The sequence below is a fragment of the Exiguobacterium sp. JMULE1 genome (genome assembly GCF_013337175.1).
Taxonomy (GTDB): domain Bacteria; phylum Bacillota; class Bacilli; order Exiguobacteriales; family Exiguobacteriaceae; genus Exiguobacterium_A; species Exiguobacterium_A indicum.
In genome coordinates this window covers 112,748-130,002 of the sequence record NZ_SGWC01000002.1, presented here as the reverse complement: position 1 = coordinate 130,002, position 17,255 = coordinate 112,748, and the positions used below count along the sequence as shown (strand labels likewise).

At 47.2% G+C, this 17,255-nt stretch carries 18 protein-coding genes and 1 riboswitch; of the genes, 8 read left to right on the top strand and 10 right to left on the bottom strand.

Going from position 1 to position 17,255, the window contains the following annotated elements; genetic code table 11:
• The first annotated feature begins 71 nt into the window (after nt 1-71).
• Complete coding sequence (locus tag EXW93_RS00970) at nt 72-221, top strand: hypothetical protein (RefSeq protein WP_023466754.1); 150 nt, start codon at nt 72-74, stop codon at nt 219-221.
• A 97-nt stretch (nt 222-318) separates the two neighbouring features.
• Here the strand turns inward: EXW93_RS00970 and EXW93_RS00965 are convergent, their stop codons facing one another.
• Both EXW93_RS00965 and EXW93_RS00960 read right to left on the bottom strand, forming a co-directional pair.
• Nucleotides 319-687, bottom strand: coding sequence for a DUF423 domain-containing protein (locus tag EXW93_RS00965; RefSeq protein WP_023466753.1), 369 nt, complete (start codon nt 685-687; stop codon nt 319-321).
• Nucleotides 688-689: 2 nt separating this feature from the next.
• Nucleotides 690-1,295 carry a trimeric intracellular cation channel family protein gene (locus EXW93_RS00960; protein WP_023466752.1) on the bottom strand — a complete coding sequence of 202 codons (606 nt, stop codon included), beginning with the start codon at nt 1,293-1,295 and terminating at the stop codon, nt 690-692.
• Between the two features lie 165 nt (nt 1,296-1,460).
• Here EXW93_RS00960 and EXW93_RS00955 point away from each other — a divergent pair, with 165 nt between their 5' ends.
• From EXW93_RS00955 to EXW93_RS00940, 4 genes are all read left to right on the top strand, one after another.
• Complete coding sequence (locus EXW93_RS00955) at nt 1,461-3,089, top strand: ABC1 kinase family protein (protein ID WP_058265463.1); 1,629 nt, start codon at nt 1,461-1,463, stop codon at nt 3,087-3,089.
• 142 nt (nt 3,090-3,231) lie between these two features.
• Complete coding sequence (locus EXW93_RS00950; protein ID WP_174316738.1) at nt 3,232-4,083, top strand: GRP family sugar transporter; 852 nt, start codon at nt 3,232-3,234, stop codon at nt 4,081-4,083.
• Nucleotides 4,084-4,100: 17 nt separating this feature from the next.
• Entirely contained in the window at nt 4,101-4,886 is a 786-nt protein-coding gene (locus EXW93_RS00945; RefSeq protein ID WP_075642779.1) for a glucose 1-dehydrogenase, read from the top strand.
• A gap of 32 nt (nt 4,887-4,918) precedes the next feature.
• A complete protein-coding gene (locus EXW93_RS00940; protein ID WP_058714050.1) occupies nt 4,919-5,896 on the top strand; it encodes a cation diffusion facilitator family transporter in 978 nt (325 codons plus the stop codon).
• A gap of 41 nt (nt 5,897-5,937) precedes the next feature.
• Here EXW93_RS00940 and EXW93_RS00935 read toward each other — a convergent pair whose 3' ends face one another.
• The 3 genes from EXW93_RS00935 to EXW93_RS00925 all read right to left on the bottom strand — a co-directional run bounded on the left by EXW93_RS00935 (nt 5,938) and on the right by EXW93_RS00925 (nt 7,701).
• Nucleotides 5,938-6,648, bottom strand: a complete 711-nt coding sequence (locus tag EXW93_RS00935; RefSeq protein WP_244150224.1) for a thermonuclease family protein — start codon at nt 6,646-6,648, stop codon at nt 5,938-5,940.
• Between the two features lie 75 nt (nt 6,649-6,723).
• Nucleotides 6,724-7,374 carry an SDR family NAD(P)-dependent oxidoreductase gene (locus EXW93_RS00930; protein WP_029343173.1) on the bottom strand — a complete coding sequence of 217 codons (651 nt, stop codon included), beginning with the start codon at nt 7,372-7,374 and terminating at the stop codon, nt 6,724-6,726.
• A 60-nt stretch (nt 7,375-7,434) separates the two neighbouring features.
• Entirely contained in the window at nt 7,435-7,701 is a 267-nt protein-coding gene (locus EXW93_RS00925) for a DUF5327 family protein (protein ID WP_058265458.1), read from the bottom strand.
• 57 nt (nt 7,702-7,758) lie between these two features.
• On the opposite strand from EXW93_RS00925, the gene EXW93_RS00920 reads away from it, so the two are divergent.
• Both EXW93_RS00920 and EXW93_RS00915 read left to right on the top strand, forming a co-directional pair.
• A complete protein-coding gene (locus EXW93_RS00920) occupies nt 7,759-8,727 on the top strand; it encodes a Gfo/Idh/MocA family oxidoreductase (protein WP_035399213.1) in 969 nt (322 codons plus the stop codon).
• 32 nt (nt 8,728-8,759) lie between these two features.
• On the top strand, nt 8,760-10,421 hold the full coding sequence (locus EXW93_RS00915; RefSeq protein WP_035399214.1) for a glycerol-3-phosphate dehydrogenase/oxidase: 1,662 nt from the start codon (nt 8,760-8,762) through the stop codon (nt 10,419-10,421).
• 46 nt (nt 10,422-10,467) lie between these two features.
• Here EXW93_RS00915 and bcaP read toward each other — a convergent pair whose 3' ends face one another.
• From bcaP to EXW93_RS00890, 5 genes are all read right to left on the bottom strand, one after another.
• Entirely contained in the window at nt 10,468-11,904 is a 1,437-nt protein-coding gene (gene bcaP / locus EXW93_RS00910) for a branched-chain amino acid transporter BcaP (protein ID WP_035399215.1), read from the bottom strand.
• A gap of 225 nt (nt 11,905-12,129) precedes the next feature.
• Entirely contained in the window at nt 12,130-13,425 is a 1,296-nt protein-coding gene (locus EXW93_RS00905; RefSeq protein WP_174315906.1) for a DUF2252 domain-containing protein, read from the bottom strand.
• 68 nt (nt 13,426-13,493) lie between these two features.
• Nucleotides 13,494-14,441, bottom strand: a complete 948-nt coding sequence (gene msrA, locus EXW93_RS00900) for a peptide-methionine (S)-S-oxide reductase MsrA (protein ID WP_035399219.1) — start codon at nt 14,439-14,441, stop codon at nt 13,494-13,496.
• 69 nt (nt 14,442-14,510) lie between these two features.
• Complete coding sequence (locus tag EXW93_RS00895) at nt 14,511-14,693, bottom strand: hypothetical protein (protein ID WP_035399267.1); 183 nt, start codon at nt 14,691-14,693, stop codon at nt 14,511-14,513.
• Nucleotides 14,694-14,773: 80 nt separating this feature from the next.
• Complete coding sequence (locus EXW93_RS00890; RefSeq protein WP_029343164.1) at nt 14,774-16,255, bottom strand: amino acid permease; 1,482 nt, start codon at nt 16,253-16,255, stop codon at nt 14,774-14,776.
• 132 nt (nt 16,256-16,387) lie between these two features.
• Nucleotides 16,388-16,576, bottom strand: a riboswitch (Lysine riboswitch).
• A 165-nt stretch (nt 16,577-16,741) separates the two neighbouring features.
• On the opposite strand from EXW93_RS00890, the gene EXW93_RS00885 reads away from it, so the two are divergent.
• Nucleotides 16,742-17,197, top strand: coding sequence for a MarR family winged helix-turn-helix transcriptional regulator (locus tag EXW93_RS00885; protein WP_023466733.1), 456 nt, complete (start codon nt 16,742-16,744; stop codon nt 17,195-17,197).
• The last annotated feature ends 58 nt before the right edge of the window (nt 17,198-17,255 follow it).

The window sequence follows — 17,255 nt, the reverse complement described above, 5'->3', positions numbered from 1 at the left end:
TGGGAATATACTCCTTGCGGCTACAAAACAGGCTATAAAATAGTAGGTTGATTACGTAAGGAGGAATTACCATGGGGAATGCTATGAACCGATCGACACGATCGCGTGAATTGCAATTCGCTGTGCTTTCAAAAGAGCTGAAACCGGTTGCAGATCGTGTACTGGATCGCTATGAGCAAGCATTATCGAAGCTAAACAAAACACAAACGACAAAACGATGAACTCGTTTTGATACTTACGCCTACTCCATCGCGAGTAGGCGTTTTTCATACAAAAAAAGACCGTTCTTCTCCATGACGGAAGAAAAACGGTCAATCCTCATAATCCTTTGTAGGCACCAATTGCGACAAAGATCCATGCTGCGATGAACAAGACGCCACCAATCGGTGTGATGGCACCCAGTTTTGTTACATTCGTCAATGCCATGACGTACAGACTACCGGAGAAGAAGACGATTCCGGCAAGCATCAGCCATGCAGCCAACGACCATTGCGGGATCGATGCTTTTAGTAAGAGTCCCCCGAGTGCTAGGATACCGAGCGAGTGTACCATCTGGTAAAGTACGCCTGTCTGCCAGTTCGCGAGCATCCGTTCCGTCAACATATCTTTTAAGGCGTGTGCACCGAATGCACCTAGTGCGACCGATAACATCATCGAGATCGCGCCAATCATAATGAAAACTTTCATGCTTATTCTCCCCCTAACCGTCGTGCTGGTAAATTCCATTCATAATAATACGATAGCATACGTAAAACGGTGATGAGTCCGAGCAATGTGAACAAATGTAGAGGATTCGTCAATTGGAAACGATCAATCACGAGTGCTGCCATGACGGCCCACATCGCATAGATCTCTTTATGCAAGACGAGTGGTTTCCGACCAGCGAGTAAATCGCGAATCACTCCACCACCAACACCAGTCAGCACAGCAGCTGAAATCGTCGCGGACAACGGCAGTCCTTTTGCTGTTGCCATCAAGGCACCTTGAATCGCAAACGCAGACAACCCGAGCGCATCCGCAAGGACGCCCCAACGTGTCCAGTGCGGCAAGAACAACTGGGGTAACATGAAGATCAACAACGCAACGAGAATCGCGACTAAAAAGAGACCACCTTGCGACCAGAGAGCCGATACCGGTACACCAATCAGTAAATTACGAATGGCACCACCACCGAATGCTGTGATCAAAGCAAGTAACCAGACACCGAATAAATCATATTTTTCTTCCATCGCAACGATTGCTCCACTCATCGCAAAAGCGACCGTGCCGATGATATTCAATAAGTCCCAGGACATGCGCACATTTCACCTTTCTACAAAGAAATTCCAATACTTACTATACTCTCTTTTTAGTTTCCGTAAAGCATTAATTTTCTGTCACCGTTTCGACCGTTTGCGAGTGACGTTTTTAGGTAAAGTAACCTATACTGAAACAAACTGTACAGGAAGCTAGGTGACCGTATGAAACGTTGGGCGCTTTATCGCATCGTCGTCATCGTGACGATGTTCGCACGTTACATTTTTACGATCTATCGATTCACCCGGAAAAACCGGCCAGGTACGAACAACGAAGAGTTTGAGCGCATCATGATCCGGATTGCGCGTGACTATAAGAAAAAAGCATTACGGTTAGAAGGGTTACTGATCAAGCTCGGTCAGTTCTTGTCGATTCGAGCCGATCTATTTCCTCCGTCCGTCTTGATGGAACTGACCGAACTCGTCGATAAAGTGCCTTCAAGTAAACTTGGAGAGTCACGTAAGATCATCGAAGAGGATTGGGGTATGCCGATCGAAGAAATCATCTCGGATATCAGTTCCCGTCCTGTCGCTTCTGCCTCGATTGGTGAGGTGTACAGCGGAACCTTAAAATCAAATGGTAAAAAAGTTGCGATCAAAGTTCAGCGACCGAACATCGAACAAATCATCAAAACCGATTTCCGTGCCATGCGCATCGTCATTGCCATGTTACGCCGGACTTCATTAAACAAATCGACTGATTTACAAAGTCTGTATCGCCAAATGGTCTTCGTCATCGGTGATGAATTGAATTACCGAACTGAATTAAAAAACGGTCTCTACTTTAAAAAAATGTATGAGACGAATCCTGTCATCTATATTCCGAGTTATTATGAAGAACATTGTACGAATCGTGTGCTCGTCATGGAATGGATTGACGGGACACGTATCACCGATCTCGATTATTTAGCGGAACATCAGATTGATCGTGACGAACTAGCGCGTAATCTCTTCTTGAACGCTGGTGAGCAATTACTGTTCGGCGGGAAATTTCACGCCGACCCACACCCGGGCAACGTCCTCGTCCAGTCCGACGGCAAAATCGTCTTGCTTGATTTTGGGATGATTGGAGCGACGACGCCTGATGACATGCGAGCGATTCAACGAATCCTCCAATCCTTCGTCACATTAGATTATGATGCGATCGTCGATGGTCTCGAAGATTTACGATTCCTGTTGCCGAATGCGAATAAGCAAAATATCCGACAAGCAATTGAAAAAGCGGTCACGTTCTATCTCGAGAGTGATATGGAAAACGTCGATACGAAACTGATTGAGAAGGTCTTATCCGATATCGAATTGCTCGTCCGAAACGAACCGATCCAGCTCCCTGCCGAGTTTGCGTTCTTCGGTCGTGCTGCCTCGACGATTCTTGGGATTCTTCAGATTCTTTCACCGCAAATCAACCTACTCGAGTTAGCCAAACCAATGGTTCGGCGTTGGCTCGATGATGAAGGAAAAAACCAAAATCGTTATCTGCAAATCGCTGGATCGTACGGTGCGCGATTGCTCGCCTTCCCGCGTCTTGTCAACGACGCTCTCAGCGAACCGACGCGTTGGCGGATCATGGAGCAACAAAAGTTCTCTCGTGTCGCGAACATCGAATCACTCAAAATCCGGCAGTGGACGAGTTCACTCGTCGGGATCATCAGTCTTCCCTTTAGTTATCTCGGCTATTATTTTACGCAGTACGACGTCATGGGCATTTCCTTGACGATCGCCGTCATCGCATTATGGAATGGTCGACGGATCGGACGACAAATCGTCCGGATTGCTGACGAACCGTTCCGATAAACGAAATATCAGTAAACGTCCATTTCGATGGGCGTTTTTTTATTTCAGAATAATTCTTCTTCACGCTTCGAGGTTTTTCCTCGCGTCTCGCGGGGTACAGCTTCAAGTAGAGAGATAACAGTAAGGAGAGGTGAAACACTTGATTGATATTTTAATTGCCATCGTTCCTGCATTAATGTGGGGATCGTTGCCGCTCGTCGTCTCAAAAATCGGAGGTTCAACGGCGCAACAAATTATCGGTACGACTCTGGGTGCGTTGCTTTTCGCGATCGTCACCTTCTTTTTTGTCAGCCCAGAGATGTCGACGACTGCTTGGGTCGCCGGATTCTTTTCTGGTGCCTTCTGGGCGCTCGGGCAAAAAAATCAGTTTGCCGCATTCCGTCAAATGGGTGTCTCAAAGACGATGCCCATCTCAACAGGGATGCAACTCGTCGGAACATCGTTGTTTGGAGTTCTCGCTTTTGGAGAGTGGTCAACGACAACTGCGTTGATTCTCGGAATCAGTGCCCTTGTATTGATCATTGCCGGAGCAGCTTTCACGTCTTACAAGGAAGATAAGAGTAAAGAAGATGAGAATATCGGAAAAGGACTGACGCTCCTCCTCATCTCGACTGTCGGGTATGTCGGCTACGTCGTCATTGCCCGTTGGTTCGATATCAATGGATGGGAAGCAGTCTTACCACAAGCTGTCGGGATGGTCGTGAGTGCGATTCTCCTTTCTTTACGAGAAGGAGATCTCTTCACGAAGAAAACAGCCGGCAATACAGTCGGTGGACTCATGTGGGCTGTCGGGAACGTCGCTTTACTGTTTGCCACAGCAAAAGTCGGAGTCGCAACGAGCTTCTCCTTATCTCAAACAGGAGTCGTCATCTCAACGATTGGCGGTGTCCTCTTACTAAAAGAAACGAAGACAAAGAAAGAAATGACCTTCGTCATCATCGGTTGTATTTTAGTCGTTGCTGGTGGGATCATGATTGGATTTACGAAACAATAATGAAGGAGTGAAGCATCATGTATGAAAGTTTAAAGGGAAAAGTAGCCATCGTGACAGGTGGATCAATGGGAATCGGTGAAGCCATCGTCCGCCGTTATGCAGAGGAAGGCATGCGTGTCGTCATCAACTATCGCAGTCATCCGGAAGAAGCAAAGAAAATCGCTGAATCGATTCAAGAACAGGGTGGCGAAGCCATCACGATTCAAGGAGATGTCTCGAAAGAAGACGATATGATCAATCTCGTCAAAGAGACTGTCGCTCACTTTGGTCAGTTGGATGTTTTCGTCAATAACGCAGGAATCGAGATGCCGTCAGCATCTCATGAAATGTCACTCGAAGACTGGCAAAAAGTCATCGACGTCAACTTAACAGGGGCATTCCTTGGTGCGCGTGAAGCACTGAAGTACTTCGTCGAACATGATGTCAAAGGTAGCATCATCAACATGTCGAGTGTTCATGAAATCATTCCATGGCCAACGTTCGTCCACTACGCTGCAAGTAAAGGTGGCGTTAAATTAATGACACAAACCCTTGCGATGGAATATGCACCAAAAGGCATTCGGGTCAATGCGATTGGACCTGGTGCGATTAATACACCGATCAACGCTGAAAAATTCGAAGATCCGGAACAACGAAAAGAAGTCGAGAGTATGATTCCAATGGGCAATATCGGAAAACCTGAGGAAATTTCAGCCGTTGCCGCATGGCTTGCGTCGGACGAAGCGAGTTATGTCACTGGTATCACACTCTTTGCGGACGGCGGAATGACACTTTATCCATCGTTCCAAGCAGGACGCGGTTAACCTATTTTGAATAGACAAGGAGAGAACCGCTTATGGCCACTTTTTTCTCATTGATCCGTCGCGGCAATAAGTCAGCACTTGCTGCTGCTGTCGTCAACACGATCATTGCTATCATCAAGTTCGTCGCTTATATCTTGACTGGGAACGTTGCAATGTTCGCTGAAATGATGCATACGATCGGTGACGCGGCGAATCAGTTTTTCGTCTATATCGGTTCTGCTCTCAGTAAAAAAGCACCAACGAAACGATTCCCGAACGGATTCGGTCGGCTTGTTAACCTCGTGTTACTTGCTGCAATCATCGTCGTCGCCCTCCTTGCGTATGAGACGATTCGTGAAGGCATCTTGCATATCGCACACGGTCCTGGCGAAGAGACGACTGGGCTTTGGATTATTTTGACGGCACTTGGAATTGGTGTCGTCCTCGAAGTCGGCGTCTTTTATAAAGCAATGATCGAGATTGCTCATGAAACCGGGCTCAAATCCCGAGGATTGACGCTTGTCGGACAAAGCTTCACCCATCTTGGGCAGGCAAAACCAGCGACACGCCTTGTCTTCATGGAAGACCTTGTTGCGACTCTCGGTGGTATCATCGCGATCATCGCCGTTCTGATTTCGCATTACACATCGTTTTATCAAGCAGAGGGCATTGCATCGATTTTGATTGGTCTGATGATGTTCTACGTCGTTTATAATGTCTTTATTCAAAATGCTGCCGGTGCACTCGGTGAGATTGATGAAGTATTGACTGCTAAAATCGGTGAAATCCTATTACGTGATGAAGCGGTTCGTGATATTGAAAAGCTTGAAGTCATCAAGGAAGGCGATCACTTCCATGTCGAGACAGAGATTGAAGTGGATCCTAAATTAACGATTGCCCAAGCGGACGACATCAAGGATCGACTGGAGCTACAAATTCGAATTCTTAAAGGGGTCACCGATGTCACGATTTCCTTTGATGAAGATGATAAAGTACAGCAGTATCAATCTCCCTCACCACCTGTAGAATAAACAAAAAGCCATCGATTTCGATGGCTTTTTGTTTGCATTCATTAGCGTGCAGCGCGGACGAATCCAGCTTCTTCTGCTTCTTTTTCCGTACAGAACCGTTGCTCTGGCTTCACTTCATCGTAGGACTGACCTCCCGGTACATGGTAGATTTTTTTACCCGACCGATTGATGTTGCCTTTGATTTCGCAGGATTTCGTTTCTGTAATCGCTTGAGCGTCGAAGCCACGATTCGTGACGTAGCCATCGTGCTCCCAAATCTTTTTCTTCGCCTGCTTGGCTTCCTGTTCGATCTGTTCGAACATATCGACATAACGTGTGTCCGGCTCATAGACGAACGCTACACGTGCGAGTCCTTTTCGAAGTAACTCCTGATTCAACATCTTATCGCCGTACCAGACGTATGCGAGTAATCTTCCGTATCGATCGGTCCGGGAATGATCACGCTCCAACCGAATTGCTGTCCCGCTCGGTAAGGTCTCTTTCGTAAACGCTGAAGCTTCCGTTCCATACGGTTGAACCGGTGTATCCGGTTTGACGGTTTCTGGTGTATCGACAAGGAGTAGACGAACGTCCTCCGTTTTCCCATCCGCCAACTTCACTTTTAACGTATCCCCATCGATGACGCGTTCGACCGTCGCCTTCGTGATTTTTTCGTCGTCCGGTTGCTTGATGCCAAGCAAGTCTGTCTCCTCTGGTGCACAACCGATGAGAACGAATAAAAAAAGTAGACTCATCATGGCGTATCGTCTCACTTCTGTTTCGCTCCTTTCCATGAAAATACGGATTCGGTCAAAGCCCGAACCCGCATACGCTATCTTGTTTATTCATTAGTCTGCTGAAAGAACCGTTTCGACTTCATTTCGGTTCGTATAAAGTTGATAGAACGCTTCCGCTACATTTTTCGGATCAAGTGCCGTTCCACGCTTCACTTCCCCGGCAATCGTGACGGTTCCGACGTAGACACCGTCTTCCTTTAACGTATCGTGTAACATATGCGTCACTTGGCGAACGCCTGCCTTCCCGATTGAAAGTCCTGGTAACGATTTGATCGCTTGCATCGCAGCGCCGCCTCCAGTAATCAGGATGGCGCCGTCTTTCCGTTCCTGCATCGACGGCGCAACGAGTTGTGCGGCATGCAGTGCACCGAGAACATCGATTTCGAACTCTTTCGTAATCTGTTCTGCCGAGACTTCAAGGACAGACGCTTGATGTAAAATCGAAGCATTGTAGACTAAGACATCAACTTGTCCGTATTGCTCCTCTGTCCATTCGATGAGGGATGCGATATCAGCTTTTCGTGAAGCATCACATTCCACTCCGACCGCTTCCACGCCCGCTTCTTTTAGTTCCGTGATGACGGCTGCGAGTGTTTCTTGCGTCCGCGCCGCACAAACGACTTGAAAACCTTCTTGTCCGAATCGTTTACTGATTTCATATCCGTTTCCTGGTCCTGCTCCGATGACGATTACTGTTTTCATGACGTATCTCCCCTTCTCGTTTCAACTGTGATGGTTATTCCCTGAATCGCGTCATTTCATTCAAAAATCGAGCAATGAAGTGCCTTTTTCTTCTTTCTCCTGCGAAACACCCATGAAACGCGCTAACATCGGATCGACTGTTGGTGTTGCCTGAGGTGTTGACGTAGGTAGCGATATCGTTGAACTTGATGTTGCCTCAGATTCAAGTAATAGTTCACAGTACGCCTTCATTGCTGCAATCTGCTCTTTCTGCGCGGCTCCTGTCGTTTGCTCAATGCGTTGCATCGCTTGACGCATCTTTTCGATGATGTGTTGTTCCGTAATCATCTTGTATTCCTCCTTATGGTAGATTGAGGGTATGAACTTGAAAAGGATGTGTTTTCCATGATTCGTACCGCTTTAGTTGGTTTTGGTATTGCCGGTGAACATTTACATGCTCCTTATTTACACGCACCTGATTATCAGTTAGTCGCTGTTCAGTCGAGTCGTCCGGAAGCCGTCGCTGCTTATGACGCGACGCTACCTGTTTATTCGACACTTGAAGCCCTGCTCGCTAAAGAACAGATCGATTTAGTCGTCATCGCGACAGCAAATGAACTACATTATCCCCTTGCGCGCCTCGCTTTGCTATCGGGCTGTGATGTACTCGTCGAGAAACCGTTCACTGTCACGCTTGAAGAAGCCGAAACGTTGACGGAACTAGCACGTGTACACGATCGGTTACTGACAGTTTATCATAATCGTCGGTATACGAAGGACTTTCGAACGCTGATGACCTTACTCGAATCCGGACGTCTCGGTACGCTCCAAACGTTCGAAGCGCATTATGATCGCTATCGTCCAGACGTTGAGGATCGTTGGCGCGAACAGGACGTACCCGGTGCTGGTCTCTTGTACGATCTTGGATCACACTTGATCGATCAAGCACTCGTCGCCTTCAACGCAGTACCAGATCGCGTCTTTTGTGATCAAACGATCCAACGGCAAGGTGGGATCGTTGATGACTATACACATTTGATTTTAGCATTCGGCACGCGACGCGCTATTTTGCACATCGGTTCCATCGTTCCGGCTGTTGGTCCTTCGCTAATGGTACACGGGACAAAGGCTAGCTATTTCGTCGATGAAGTCGATACGAAACGAGCGACGTATCAATTGGCTGAAGCAAACGGTCCCCTTGAAGACTTTCCTTTTGTCTCCGGGCAATTTGGGGATTATTATACAGATCTCGCCCCAGCCATTCGACAGCGAACAACACCACCTGTTTCCCCAAAACAGGCTGAACTCGTCATGAAAATCATTGATCGTGCTCAAAAGAGTGCAAAATCGGGTACATGGATAGAAGTAGACTAACTATCCATTCAGACGAACAGGGGGAAGACAAGATGTTTTCAAGTACGGAACGGACAGCTTGGTTAGAAGAGATGGGACAAGAACTTTTAGACGTGCTCGTCATCGGGGGCGGTATCACGGGAGCCGGTATTTTACTTGACGCACAAAGTCGAGGCATGCGGACAGGATTGATCGAGATGCAGGACTTCGCCGAAGGGACATCGAGCCGATCGACGAAACTCGTCCATGGTGGATTGCGTTATCTGAAGCAGTTCGAAATCAAACTTGTTGCCGAAGTCGGAAAAGAACGTGCCATCGTGTATGAGAACGCCCCACACGTGACGACGCCGGAGTGGATGATGCTTCCACTCGTCGAAGGCGGAACGTTCGGCAGCTTCTCGACATCGATCGGCTTACGCGTCTATGACCAGCTCGCAGGCGTCAAACGCAATGAACGCCGGACGATGCTCAGCAAAGAAGAAACATTACGTTACGAGCCACTATTACGTTCGGAACACTTAGTCGGTGGTGGTCGTTATGTCGAATATAAAACGGATGATGCCCGATTGACAGTCGAAGTCTTAAAGGCAGCCGTTGGTTACGGTGGACGTGCCGTCAACTATACGAAGGCTGAATCGCTCGTCTACCACAATGGAAAAGTTGTCGGTGTCGAAGTCCGTGACGTCTTAAGTGACAAAACGTATACGATTCGGGCAAAGAAAATCATCAATGCGACTGGTCCGTGGGTCGACGAACTACGAGAAAAAGATGGTTCGAAAGCTGGGAAATCACTCCACCTGACGAAAGGCATTCACCTCGTCATCGATCAAGCGCATTTCCCACTACAACAGGCCGTTTATTTCGACGTCCCAGATGGTCGGATGATCTTTGCGATTCCACGCGAAGGGAAAACCTATGTCGGAACGACTGATACGAACTATAAAGGAGATATTCTTGAGCCGGGTGTCACTGTGGAGGATCAGGACTATATCCTAGAGGCGACGAATCAAATGTTCAACGTCGAGCTACGACCTGAACACGTCGAATCGACATGGTCCGGACTTCGTCCACTCATTCATGAAGATGGAAAGGACCCGAGTGAACTGTCCCGAAAAGATGAAATCTTCGTCTCGAAATCTGGGCTGATGTCAATCGCTGGTGGGAAGTTGACCGGGTACCGGAAGATGGCAGAACGAATCATCGATATGGTCGCAGACCAATTCAAGACAGAAGAAAATCGGATTTACCTCGCTTCCCGGACGCACGATATCTTGCTTGGTGGTGGTCATCCACAAGGAAGTAAAGGATTTGCCCGCTACTTGAAGGAACAACAACCAAAAGGAGAAGCACTCGGATTGTCACCGAATGAGGCGACATGGCTCATCCAACGTTACGGTACGAACGTCGAACGTGTCTACGAGTTGATTCGGACACGTGGTGACGAGGCGGCTCGTTATCAATTACCGTTACATTGGTTCGGCGCCCTTCTATATGGATTAGAAGCTGAGCTCGTCATGCAACCCGGCGACTTCTTGAACCGTCGTGCCTCGGCCGTCTTCTTTGATTTCCCTCACGCTGAACAGTACGCAGATGGTGTTCTCGCCTTGATGCGTAGCGAACTCGGCTGGTCGGCAGAAGATGAAGCCAAAGCCAATGAAAGTATTCGTCGTGAATTTGATGCGGTCCGCGTCAAAGGACCGGTTCCACTTTCATAACATCAGAAGACCCGATCGCCTTCAGGCGACCGGGTCTTTTTGTGTGTTACTGTTCTTCTTTTGAAGCAGCGAGTTCAGCCGCTGGCATATTTCCGGGATGCAGGTTCGAACTCTTACGCGCAAAGGCGAAGTAGAGTACTAAACCAATCGCGAGCCAGATCACGAACGCGATCCATGTTTCGAGTTTCAAATTGAACATCAAGAAGAGACACGAAGCAATCGCTGCGATTGGCACATATGGCATACCAGGACATTTGAACGCACGCGGGAGATCCGGCTGTGTCTTGCGAAGAACCAAGACAGCAACAGAAATCAAGACGAATGCTGCCAGTGTACCCATGTTGACGAGGTTTGCGATGACATCGAGCGGAACGAATCCAGCAACGAGTGAGCTACCTAATCCAATCATCCACGTCGCCTTGAATGGTGTTTGGTACTTCGGATGTACTTCAGAGAACACTTTCGGGAACATTCCGTCACGCGAGATGGCGAATGCAAGGCGCACCATTCCGTAAGTCATGACGAGAATGACCGTTGTGATCCCGAGAATTGCACCAAGATCGATGAATCCGGCAACCCAGTTTTGCCCCGCCATTTGGATGGCGAGTGAGACCGGATGATCGACACCAGCAAATTGTTGGTAAGGTACGATCCCTGTCATGATGGCTGCAACGATGACGTATAAAATCGTACAGACAGCAAGTGAACCGATAATCCCGCGTGGTAAGTTCTTTTGTGGGTCGCGGACTTCTTCTGCTGCTGATGTAACAGCATCAAAACCGATGTACGCGAAGAAGACGATCGCGGCACCCGAGAAGACGCCTCCCCAACCGAATGGCGTAAATGGTGCCCAGTTCGTAGGTTCAACGTAGCCAACCCCTACGACGATGAAGAGAACAACAACTGCTAATTTGATGACGACCATGATGTTGTTGACACGTTTTGTTTCCTTGATCCCCATCGACAACAATGCCGTAATGGCAAAGAGGATTAAGAACGCTGGAAGGTTGAAGAATGTCTTCGCTCCTTCGATTGCTCCAGGAGCCGCTGAGAGCGCCGTCGGTATATGAATATTGAAGCCTGCGAGCAAGGACTGGAAGTATCCAGACCATCCGGCTGCAACAGCACTCGAGGCGAGTCCATATTCGAGGATCAAGTTCCAACCGATGATCCAAGCGAAGATCTCTCCCATCGTTGCATACGTGTACGTATAGACGGATCCACTGACCGGAATCGTTGATGCGAATTCAGCGTAAGCAAGAGCAGCTAGACCACAGGCGATGGCAGATAGAATGAATGATACGATAAGTCCTGGTCCTGCAGTCAATGCTCCTGTTCCCGTCAAAACGAAGATTCCGGTTCCGATGATGGCGCCAATTCCTAAAAACGTTAAATCCATCGCGCCAAGATTTCGAGCAAGTCCACTGTTTCGTTTACTTGCAGCAATCATAGCGGAAACATCTTTTTTCCGCGTCAAGCTCATGATGTACTTCCCCCTATGTCTCTTTTGATTTGTCCTACGGAGCGAGTCGTCCGTAAGAACTTAATCAAAAATTTACGAAGTTTTCTGATAAATTGATATAGGTCATTATACCTATTTCTATTTTGTTGAACGCTTTCATTCGTTAAACAAAAAAATCTGTACAAAAAAGATGGATATGTAACACATGTTACACACCCATCTAACAAGCCTCAGTTTATTAGGTTTTTAAATTATTTTTCGGGTCTTCATCCACTCTAAAAACACTTGGTAATCCAGCTTTGTTCGTGTCACGTAGGCTTCTGACCAACGCTCGATTTGCTCTAAAAAAGCGGTGTCCGAAACACCAATGGCTTGGATGATTTCAACATCCGCATGATGTGTCAAAATTTTTTCTTTAATCCCGGCGTCCTGATCCGCCCGCGCATGGATTTTCGCGGTAATTTGACCTTGAATACACAGCACGTTCTCAAGGTCTTCCTGACTTTTGATATGCTTTGCTTTTAGTTTTTTCTTATATGGGGAGCGCTCACGTACATAATATTCCTTTTTCCCAATCGTCAGGTAGCCAAGATATGGATCCTCATATGCCTGCATCGCTTTTTGAGATGTGATGATCCGGCGTCCTTGATGAACTGTTTCTGCTTCTGGACGATAGACGGGAAGGAACAACGAAGGGACAGAAGTTTGAGCTTGTTTCATCTCTAGAATCAAATCTTCTTCCCCTCCCTCCCCCTCAATCAAGATGTAATAGCGTTCAAGACCAATCGATGCCGTTCCACTGTCTAGTTTCCGGACGATATCCTTGATTGTATAGAACGCTTCGTCACGACGATCCTCTGCGTCAATCGTCTCGATATAGGAGGACCAAGCAGACTCAATCGCTATTCGCGTCGGATCATCTACCGCTTGCATATCCGGTAATGTACAAAAACGTCTCACGCCATCCACCAGTTCCGTCCGCTCTCCCATTAATTCCTCACGTTTCTTTTCTGCTTTTTTGATCAACTTCTTGATTGGTCCTTTCGTATTATCCCGCGTAAAACAGACATCACTCGGATCTTTTCCGAGAGCGTACTTTTTTAAATCGTGTAAGTATTCCAGAACATAATTTCGAATCGCAGGAGTCGGATCGTATCCTGCCTCTTCAGCGAACAACCGGACGGAGACCGCCATGCGAATCAAATCGTATAGATAAGATCCTAAGTACCCTTCATCAAAGTCATTGACGTCGTAGATGATATCTCCCTTCGCATTGCCATGGACACCGAAATTCTCAAAATGAAGATCTCCCTGAATCCACGTCGGTTTATCAAGAGGTGTATCAAAACCAAGGGGGATTCGCGTCACGTCATAATAAAACAGATGCGAACTCCCACGGAAAAAGCGAAACGGACTCAAGCTCATCTTGTCGTACTTTTCCTGACGTGCTTGCTCATCGAGCTGACGGATTTCGTGATCGTAGAAATCAAGCACCTTCGCAATCGTCATTTGTCGAATCTCTTCATATACAGGTCGAAACATTCGATTCTCTCCCTTCCATTTGAAAAAAAGAGCAGTCAAAACGAAATCGTTTGACTGCTCCTTACATGTTACTCGAAATGTTTTTTATATTCCCCATATCCTGCCGAATCAAGCTCTTCAAGCGGAATAAATCGTAATGCTGCTGAGTTGATACAATAGCGAAGACCACCAAGTTCTGTCGGACCATCATCGAAGATATGACCGAGGTGACTATCCGCATTCGCAGAACGCACTTCCGTCCGCGTCATCCCGTGACTCGTATCGAGTTCGACTTCCATCTTGTCTTCTGAGATGGGTTTAGCGAAGCTCGGCCAACCGCAGTTTGACTGGAACTTATCTTTTGATGTGAAGAGTGGTGTACCATCGACGATATCGACGTACAGTCCTGGACGTTCTTCATCCCAGTATTCGTTACGGAAAGCGGGTTCTGTCCCGTTCTCTTGTGTGACTTTATACTGAATTGGTGTCAGACGCTCTTTCAATTCTTTTTCCTTACCGTGGTCCTTCCACGCTTCTTTGATGAATTTCGCGCGACCTGAGCCGACACTATACATCTGATAACGGAACGGATTCTTTTTATAATAATCTTGGTGATATTCTTCGGCTGGCCAAAACGGCTTTTCTGGACGAATCTCTACCGCGACTGGACGCGAGAAGCGTCCTGATGCGTCAAGCGCTGCTTTCGAACGTTCAGCTGCTTCACGCTGTGCTTCATCGACATAAAAGATAGCCGGTTGGTATGATTCACCACGGTCATTGAATTGACCTCCACCATCTGTCGGATCGATTTGACGCCAGAAGATCTCGAGTAATTCTTCGTACGTAATGACGGACGGATCGTACGTGACTTCAACCGCCTCCAAGTGACCTGTCGTTTCCGAACAGACCTCTTTATAAGTCGGGTTCTCTGTATGACCACCGGTATATCCTGAAATGACCTGCTCTACCCCATCATATTTATGGAATGGCTTGACCATGCACCAGAAACAACCACCTGCAAATATTGCTTTTGCCATCTATCTTCCCCTCCTCTGTATGTGTCTATTTTACCGCGTTCAGAGAATGGACTCGACTTTCCTGCTCATTCAATCCTCTGGGTTCGCTTTTAGACGACGCATGACGAAGTAAATCGCCGCAAAGACAAGGAGAAGTCCTCCAAGCGAATACCAGATGTTATTCAAACGATAAATCATTTGGTATAAGGCTAGCGTCACAAGCAATAATGCGATCGGTAAGAAGGCACGCTTAAAGTGGTACCAGTAATTCACGAAGATCGCCTCCTGTTTTTCTTTCATCTTACTTGAAGCGACATCTAAAAAGCCACCTTCATTTGAAGGTGGCTCACTGATTATGATTGACGTGGATGTTCTGGGAAGTCCATCTCGTCATAACGAACGATTGACGTCCGGTTTTTGAATTTATGTCCTAACCAGAAAGCAAGGAATAATGGAATACCAACATACGTTGCGGCAATTCCGACCCAATCAATTTGATCAGCGAGGAATGCGGCATAGTTTTGACCGACGATGACGAGGAAACAAAGACCGAATGCGAACAGCGGACCGAACGGGAACGCTGGTGCAACATATGGTAAGTCTTTCAACGAGTGACCTTGTGCAACGAATCCTTTACGGAAACGATAGTGACTGATCGCAATCCCGAGCCATGCGATGAATCCTGTCATCCCGGAAGCATTGAGTAACCACAAGTAGACTTGTCCACCAAACATCGACGTCAAGAAACAGAGGGCACCGACTGCTCCTGTTGCGAGCAAAGCGTTACGCGGTACACCGTTTTTCGATACTTTTGCGAATAACTTCGGTGCATCCCCTTGACGCGCCAGTGTGTACAGCATCCGTGTCGAAGCATACATACCTGAGTTTCCGGCAGATAGAACAGACGTCAAGATGACGGCGTTCATGAGTGCTGCTGAGAACGCAAGACCTGCTTTTTCAAAGACGAGCGTAAACGGACTCACCGCTACGTCCGTAATGTCATTCGAAACCAAGTTCGGACTTGTATACGGAATGAGCATTCCGATGACAAAAATCGCGAAGACGTAGAAAAGCAAGATGCGCCAGAAGACTTGTTTGACTGCTTTTGGAACATTCTTTTTCGGATCTTCCGATTCACCCGCTGCAATCCCGACCAGTTCTGTACCTTGGAAACTGAATCCGGCAACGAGAATGATACCGATGACGGCAGGAATACCACCGACGAACGGCGCATCGCCAAGAGCAAAGTTTTTAAAGCCAACCGGTGGCTCCGATGTAAAGACACCGAAAATCATCGCAACACCGACGACTAAGAAGACGATGACGGTAACGACTTTAATCATCGCGAACCAATACTCCGCTTCTCCGAATCCTTTAACGGAGAAGTAGTTCAAGCCAATCATGAGTAAGAGGAACAAAGCACTGAAATAAAATCCAGGAACGTCCGGGAACCAATACGTCATGACGATTTGTGCTGCGACGAGCTCGACTGCGATCGTGACTGCCCAGTTGTACCAGTAGTTCCAGCCAAGTGCAAAGCCGAATGATGGATCGACGAATTTCGTTCCATATGTCGAGAAGGATCCGGCGACAGGCATGTACGCCGCCATTTCACCAAGACTTGTCATGAGGAAGTAGACCATCAGACCAACGATTGCATACGATAGGAGCGCCCCACCTGGTCCTGCTGCTGCGACGGAAGCACCGGACGCAATGAAGAGTCCTGTTCCGATTGCCCCACCGATGGCGATCATCGACATATGACGGGCTTGTAATCCACGTTTTAATCCTTCTGCTGTCGAATCTGTTGTTTGTTTTACATCTAGATTGTTCATTTCGTTCGCTTCTCTCTGTTTAGATTTTTTGAGAGGACACTTTTTGAATGAAAAAAACAAAAAGCGTCCTCATCTTCCAGATGGAAGATGAGAACGCAACATAATAAAATGGATGCGCCTCATTCTACCGTCGTGAAAGATAGCTCTCCACAAGTAAGTGATACCCGACTTGTGACAGTATTAGACCTATTCGATCTAATCCCAATCGATCATCTTCAAAGCGATGATTGATTTCGGCAATTCTTCCTTTCAGGTCACTTCATCTGTCGCTTGACGACATCCGTAACCGTACTCTTAAGAACTGCAACCTCCATCCCACTGGTTGAGTGAGAACTGAATTAAGTTAGTTATTACTACGCCATATTACACAAAACGCCACGAAATTGTCAATTGCCTTTTTCGAATCTGGGGTAGTAGATGGTAAAAATCCGATATGTTTAGTACACTAAATGGTAGAAGTCCACTGAGAGAAAGGATGCTGCTTGCATGCCACAGGAACGTGATTTGCTAACTTATCGACTCGAAGAACAAATGCGTGTCATTCTTCGTACCCTGCGACGTGAACTTAACCGGCTATTTGAAGGAACGGCGACCCGGAGTGAATTTTTCATCTTACGAAGCCTTTCTGAAAATGGGCCTCAGCGCCCGACGCTTCTCGCGGAACAATTTGAGCTCGCGACGAGTCAAGTCACTGCTTTAACGGATAAGCTGTATAAACAAGGATACGTCACACGGACACGTTCGACGGAAGATCGTCGTTCGATCGTCCTCGCTTTGACGGAGGACGGGGAACGTGCATTTCGAGATCTCGAAATCGTTCGGAAAAACTATTTACAAGATCGCTTCGGTACATTGACGGAAGAAGAGCTCGAAACGATGATTCGTGTCTTTGATAAAATTTTACAGACGATGGATGAGGATACTCTTACTTCATCTTCTTAAAAACGGTAGATTTTCTACCGTTTTTTCTATTTTGTCTAAAGATTTCTCTATGTCTAAC

Excerpts from the sequence above, each read along its gene's own strand:
- EXW93_RS00885 (WP_023466733.1), top strand. The coding sequence starts at position 16,742 with ATGCCACAGGAACGTGATTTGCTAACTTATCGACTCGAAGAACAAATG.
- msrA (WP_035399219.1), bottom strand. The coding sequence starts at position 14,441 with ATGGCAAAAGCAATATTTGCAGGTGGTTGTTTCTGGTGCATGGTCAAG.
- EXW93_RS00955 (WP_058265463.1), top strand. The coding sequence starts at position 1,461 with ATGAAACGTTGGGCGCTTTATCGCATCGTCGTCATCGTGACGATGTTC.
- EXW93_RS00905 (WP_174315906.1), bottom strand. The coding sequence starts at position 13,425 with ATGTTTCGACCTGTATATGAAGAGATTCGACAAATGACGATTGCGAAG.
- EXW93_RS00920 (WP_035399213.1), top strand. The coding sequence starts at position 7,759 with ATGATTCGTACCGCTTTAGTTGGTTTTGGTATTGCCGGTGAACATTTA.
- EXW93_RS00925 (WP_058265458.1), bottom strand. The coding sequence starts at position 7,701 with ATGATTACGGAACAACACATCATCGAAAAGATGCGTCAAGCGATGCAA.
- EXW93_RS00970 (WP_023466754.1), top strand. The coding sequence starts at position 72 with ATGGGGAATGCTATGAACCGATCGACACGATCGCGTGAATTGCAATTC.
- EXW93_RS00890 (WP_029343164.1), bottom strand. The coding sequence starts at position 16,255 with ATGAACAATCTAGATGTAAAACAAACAACAGATTCGACAGCAGAAGGA.
- EXW93_RS00930 (WP_029343173.1), bottom strand. The coding sequence starts at position 7,374 with ATGAAAACAGTAATCGTCATCGGAGCAGGACCAGGAAACGGATATGAA.
- EXW93_RS00940 (WP_058714050.1), top strand. The coding sequence starts at position 4,919 with ATGGCCACTTTTTTCTCATTGATCCGTCGCGGCAATAAGTCAGCACTT.
- EXW93_RS00960 (WP_023466752.1), bottom strand. The coding sequence starts at position 1,295 with ATGTCCTGGGACTTATTGAATATCATCGGCACGGTCGCTTTTGCGATG.
- EXW93_RS00915 (WP_035399214.1), top strand. The coding sequence starts at position 8,760 with ATGTTTTCAAGTACGGAACGGACAGCTTGGTTAGAAGAGATGGGACAA.
- EXW93_RS00945 (WP_075642779.1), top strand. The coding sequence starts at position 4,101 with ATGTATGAAAGTTTAAAGGGAAAAGTAGCCATCGTGACAGGTGGATCA.
- bcaP (WP_035399215.1), bottom strand. The coding sequence starts at position 11,904 with ATGAGCTTGACGCGGAAAAAAGATGTTTCCGCTATGATTGCTGCAAGT.
- EXW93_RS00965 (WP_023466753.1), bottom strand. The coding sequence starts at position 687 with ATGAAAGTTTTCATTATGATTGGCGCGATCTCGATGATGTTATCGGTC.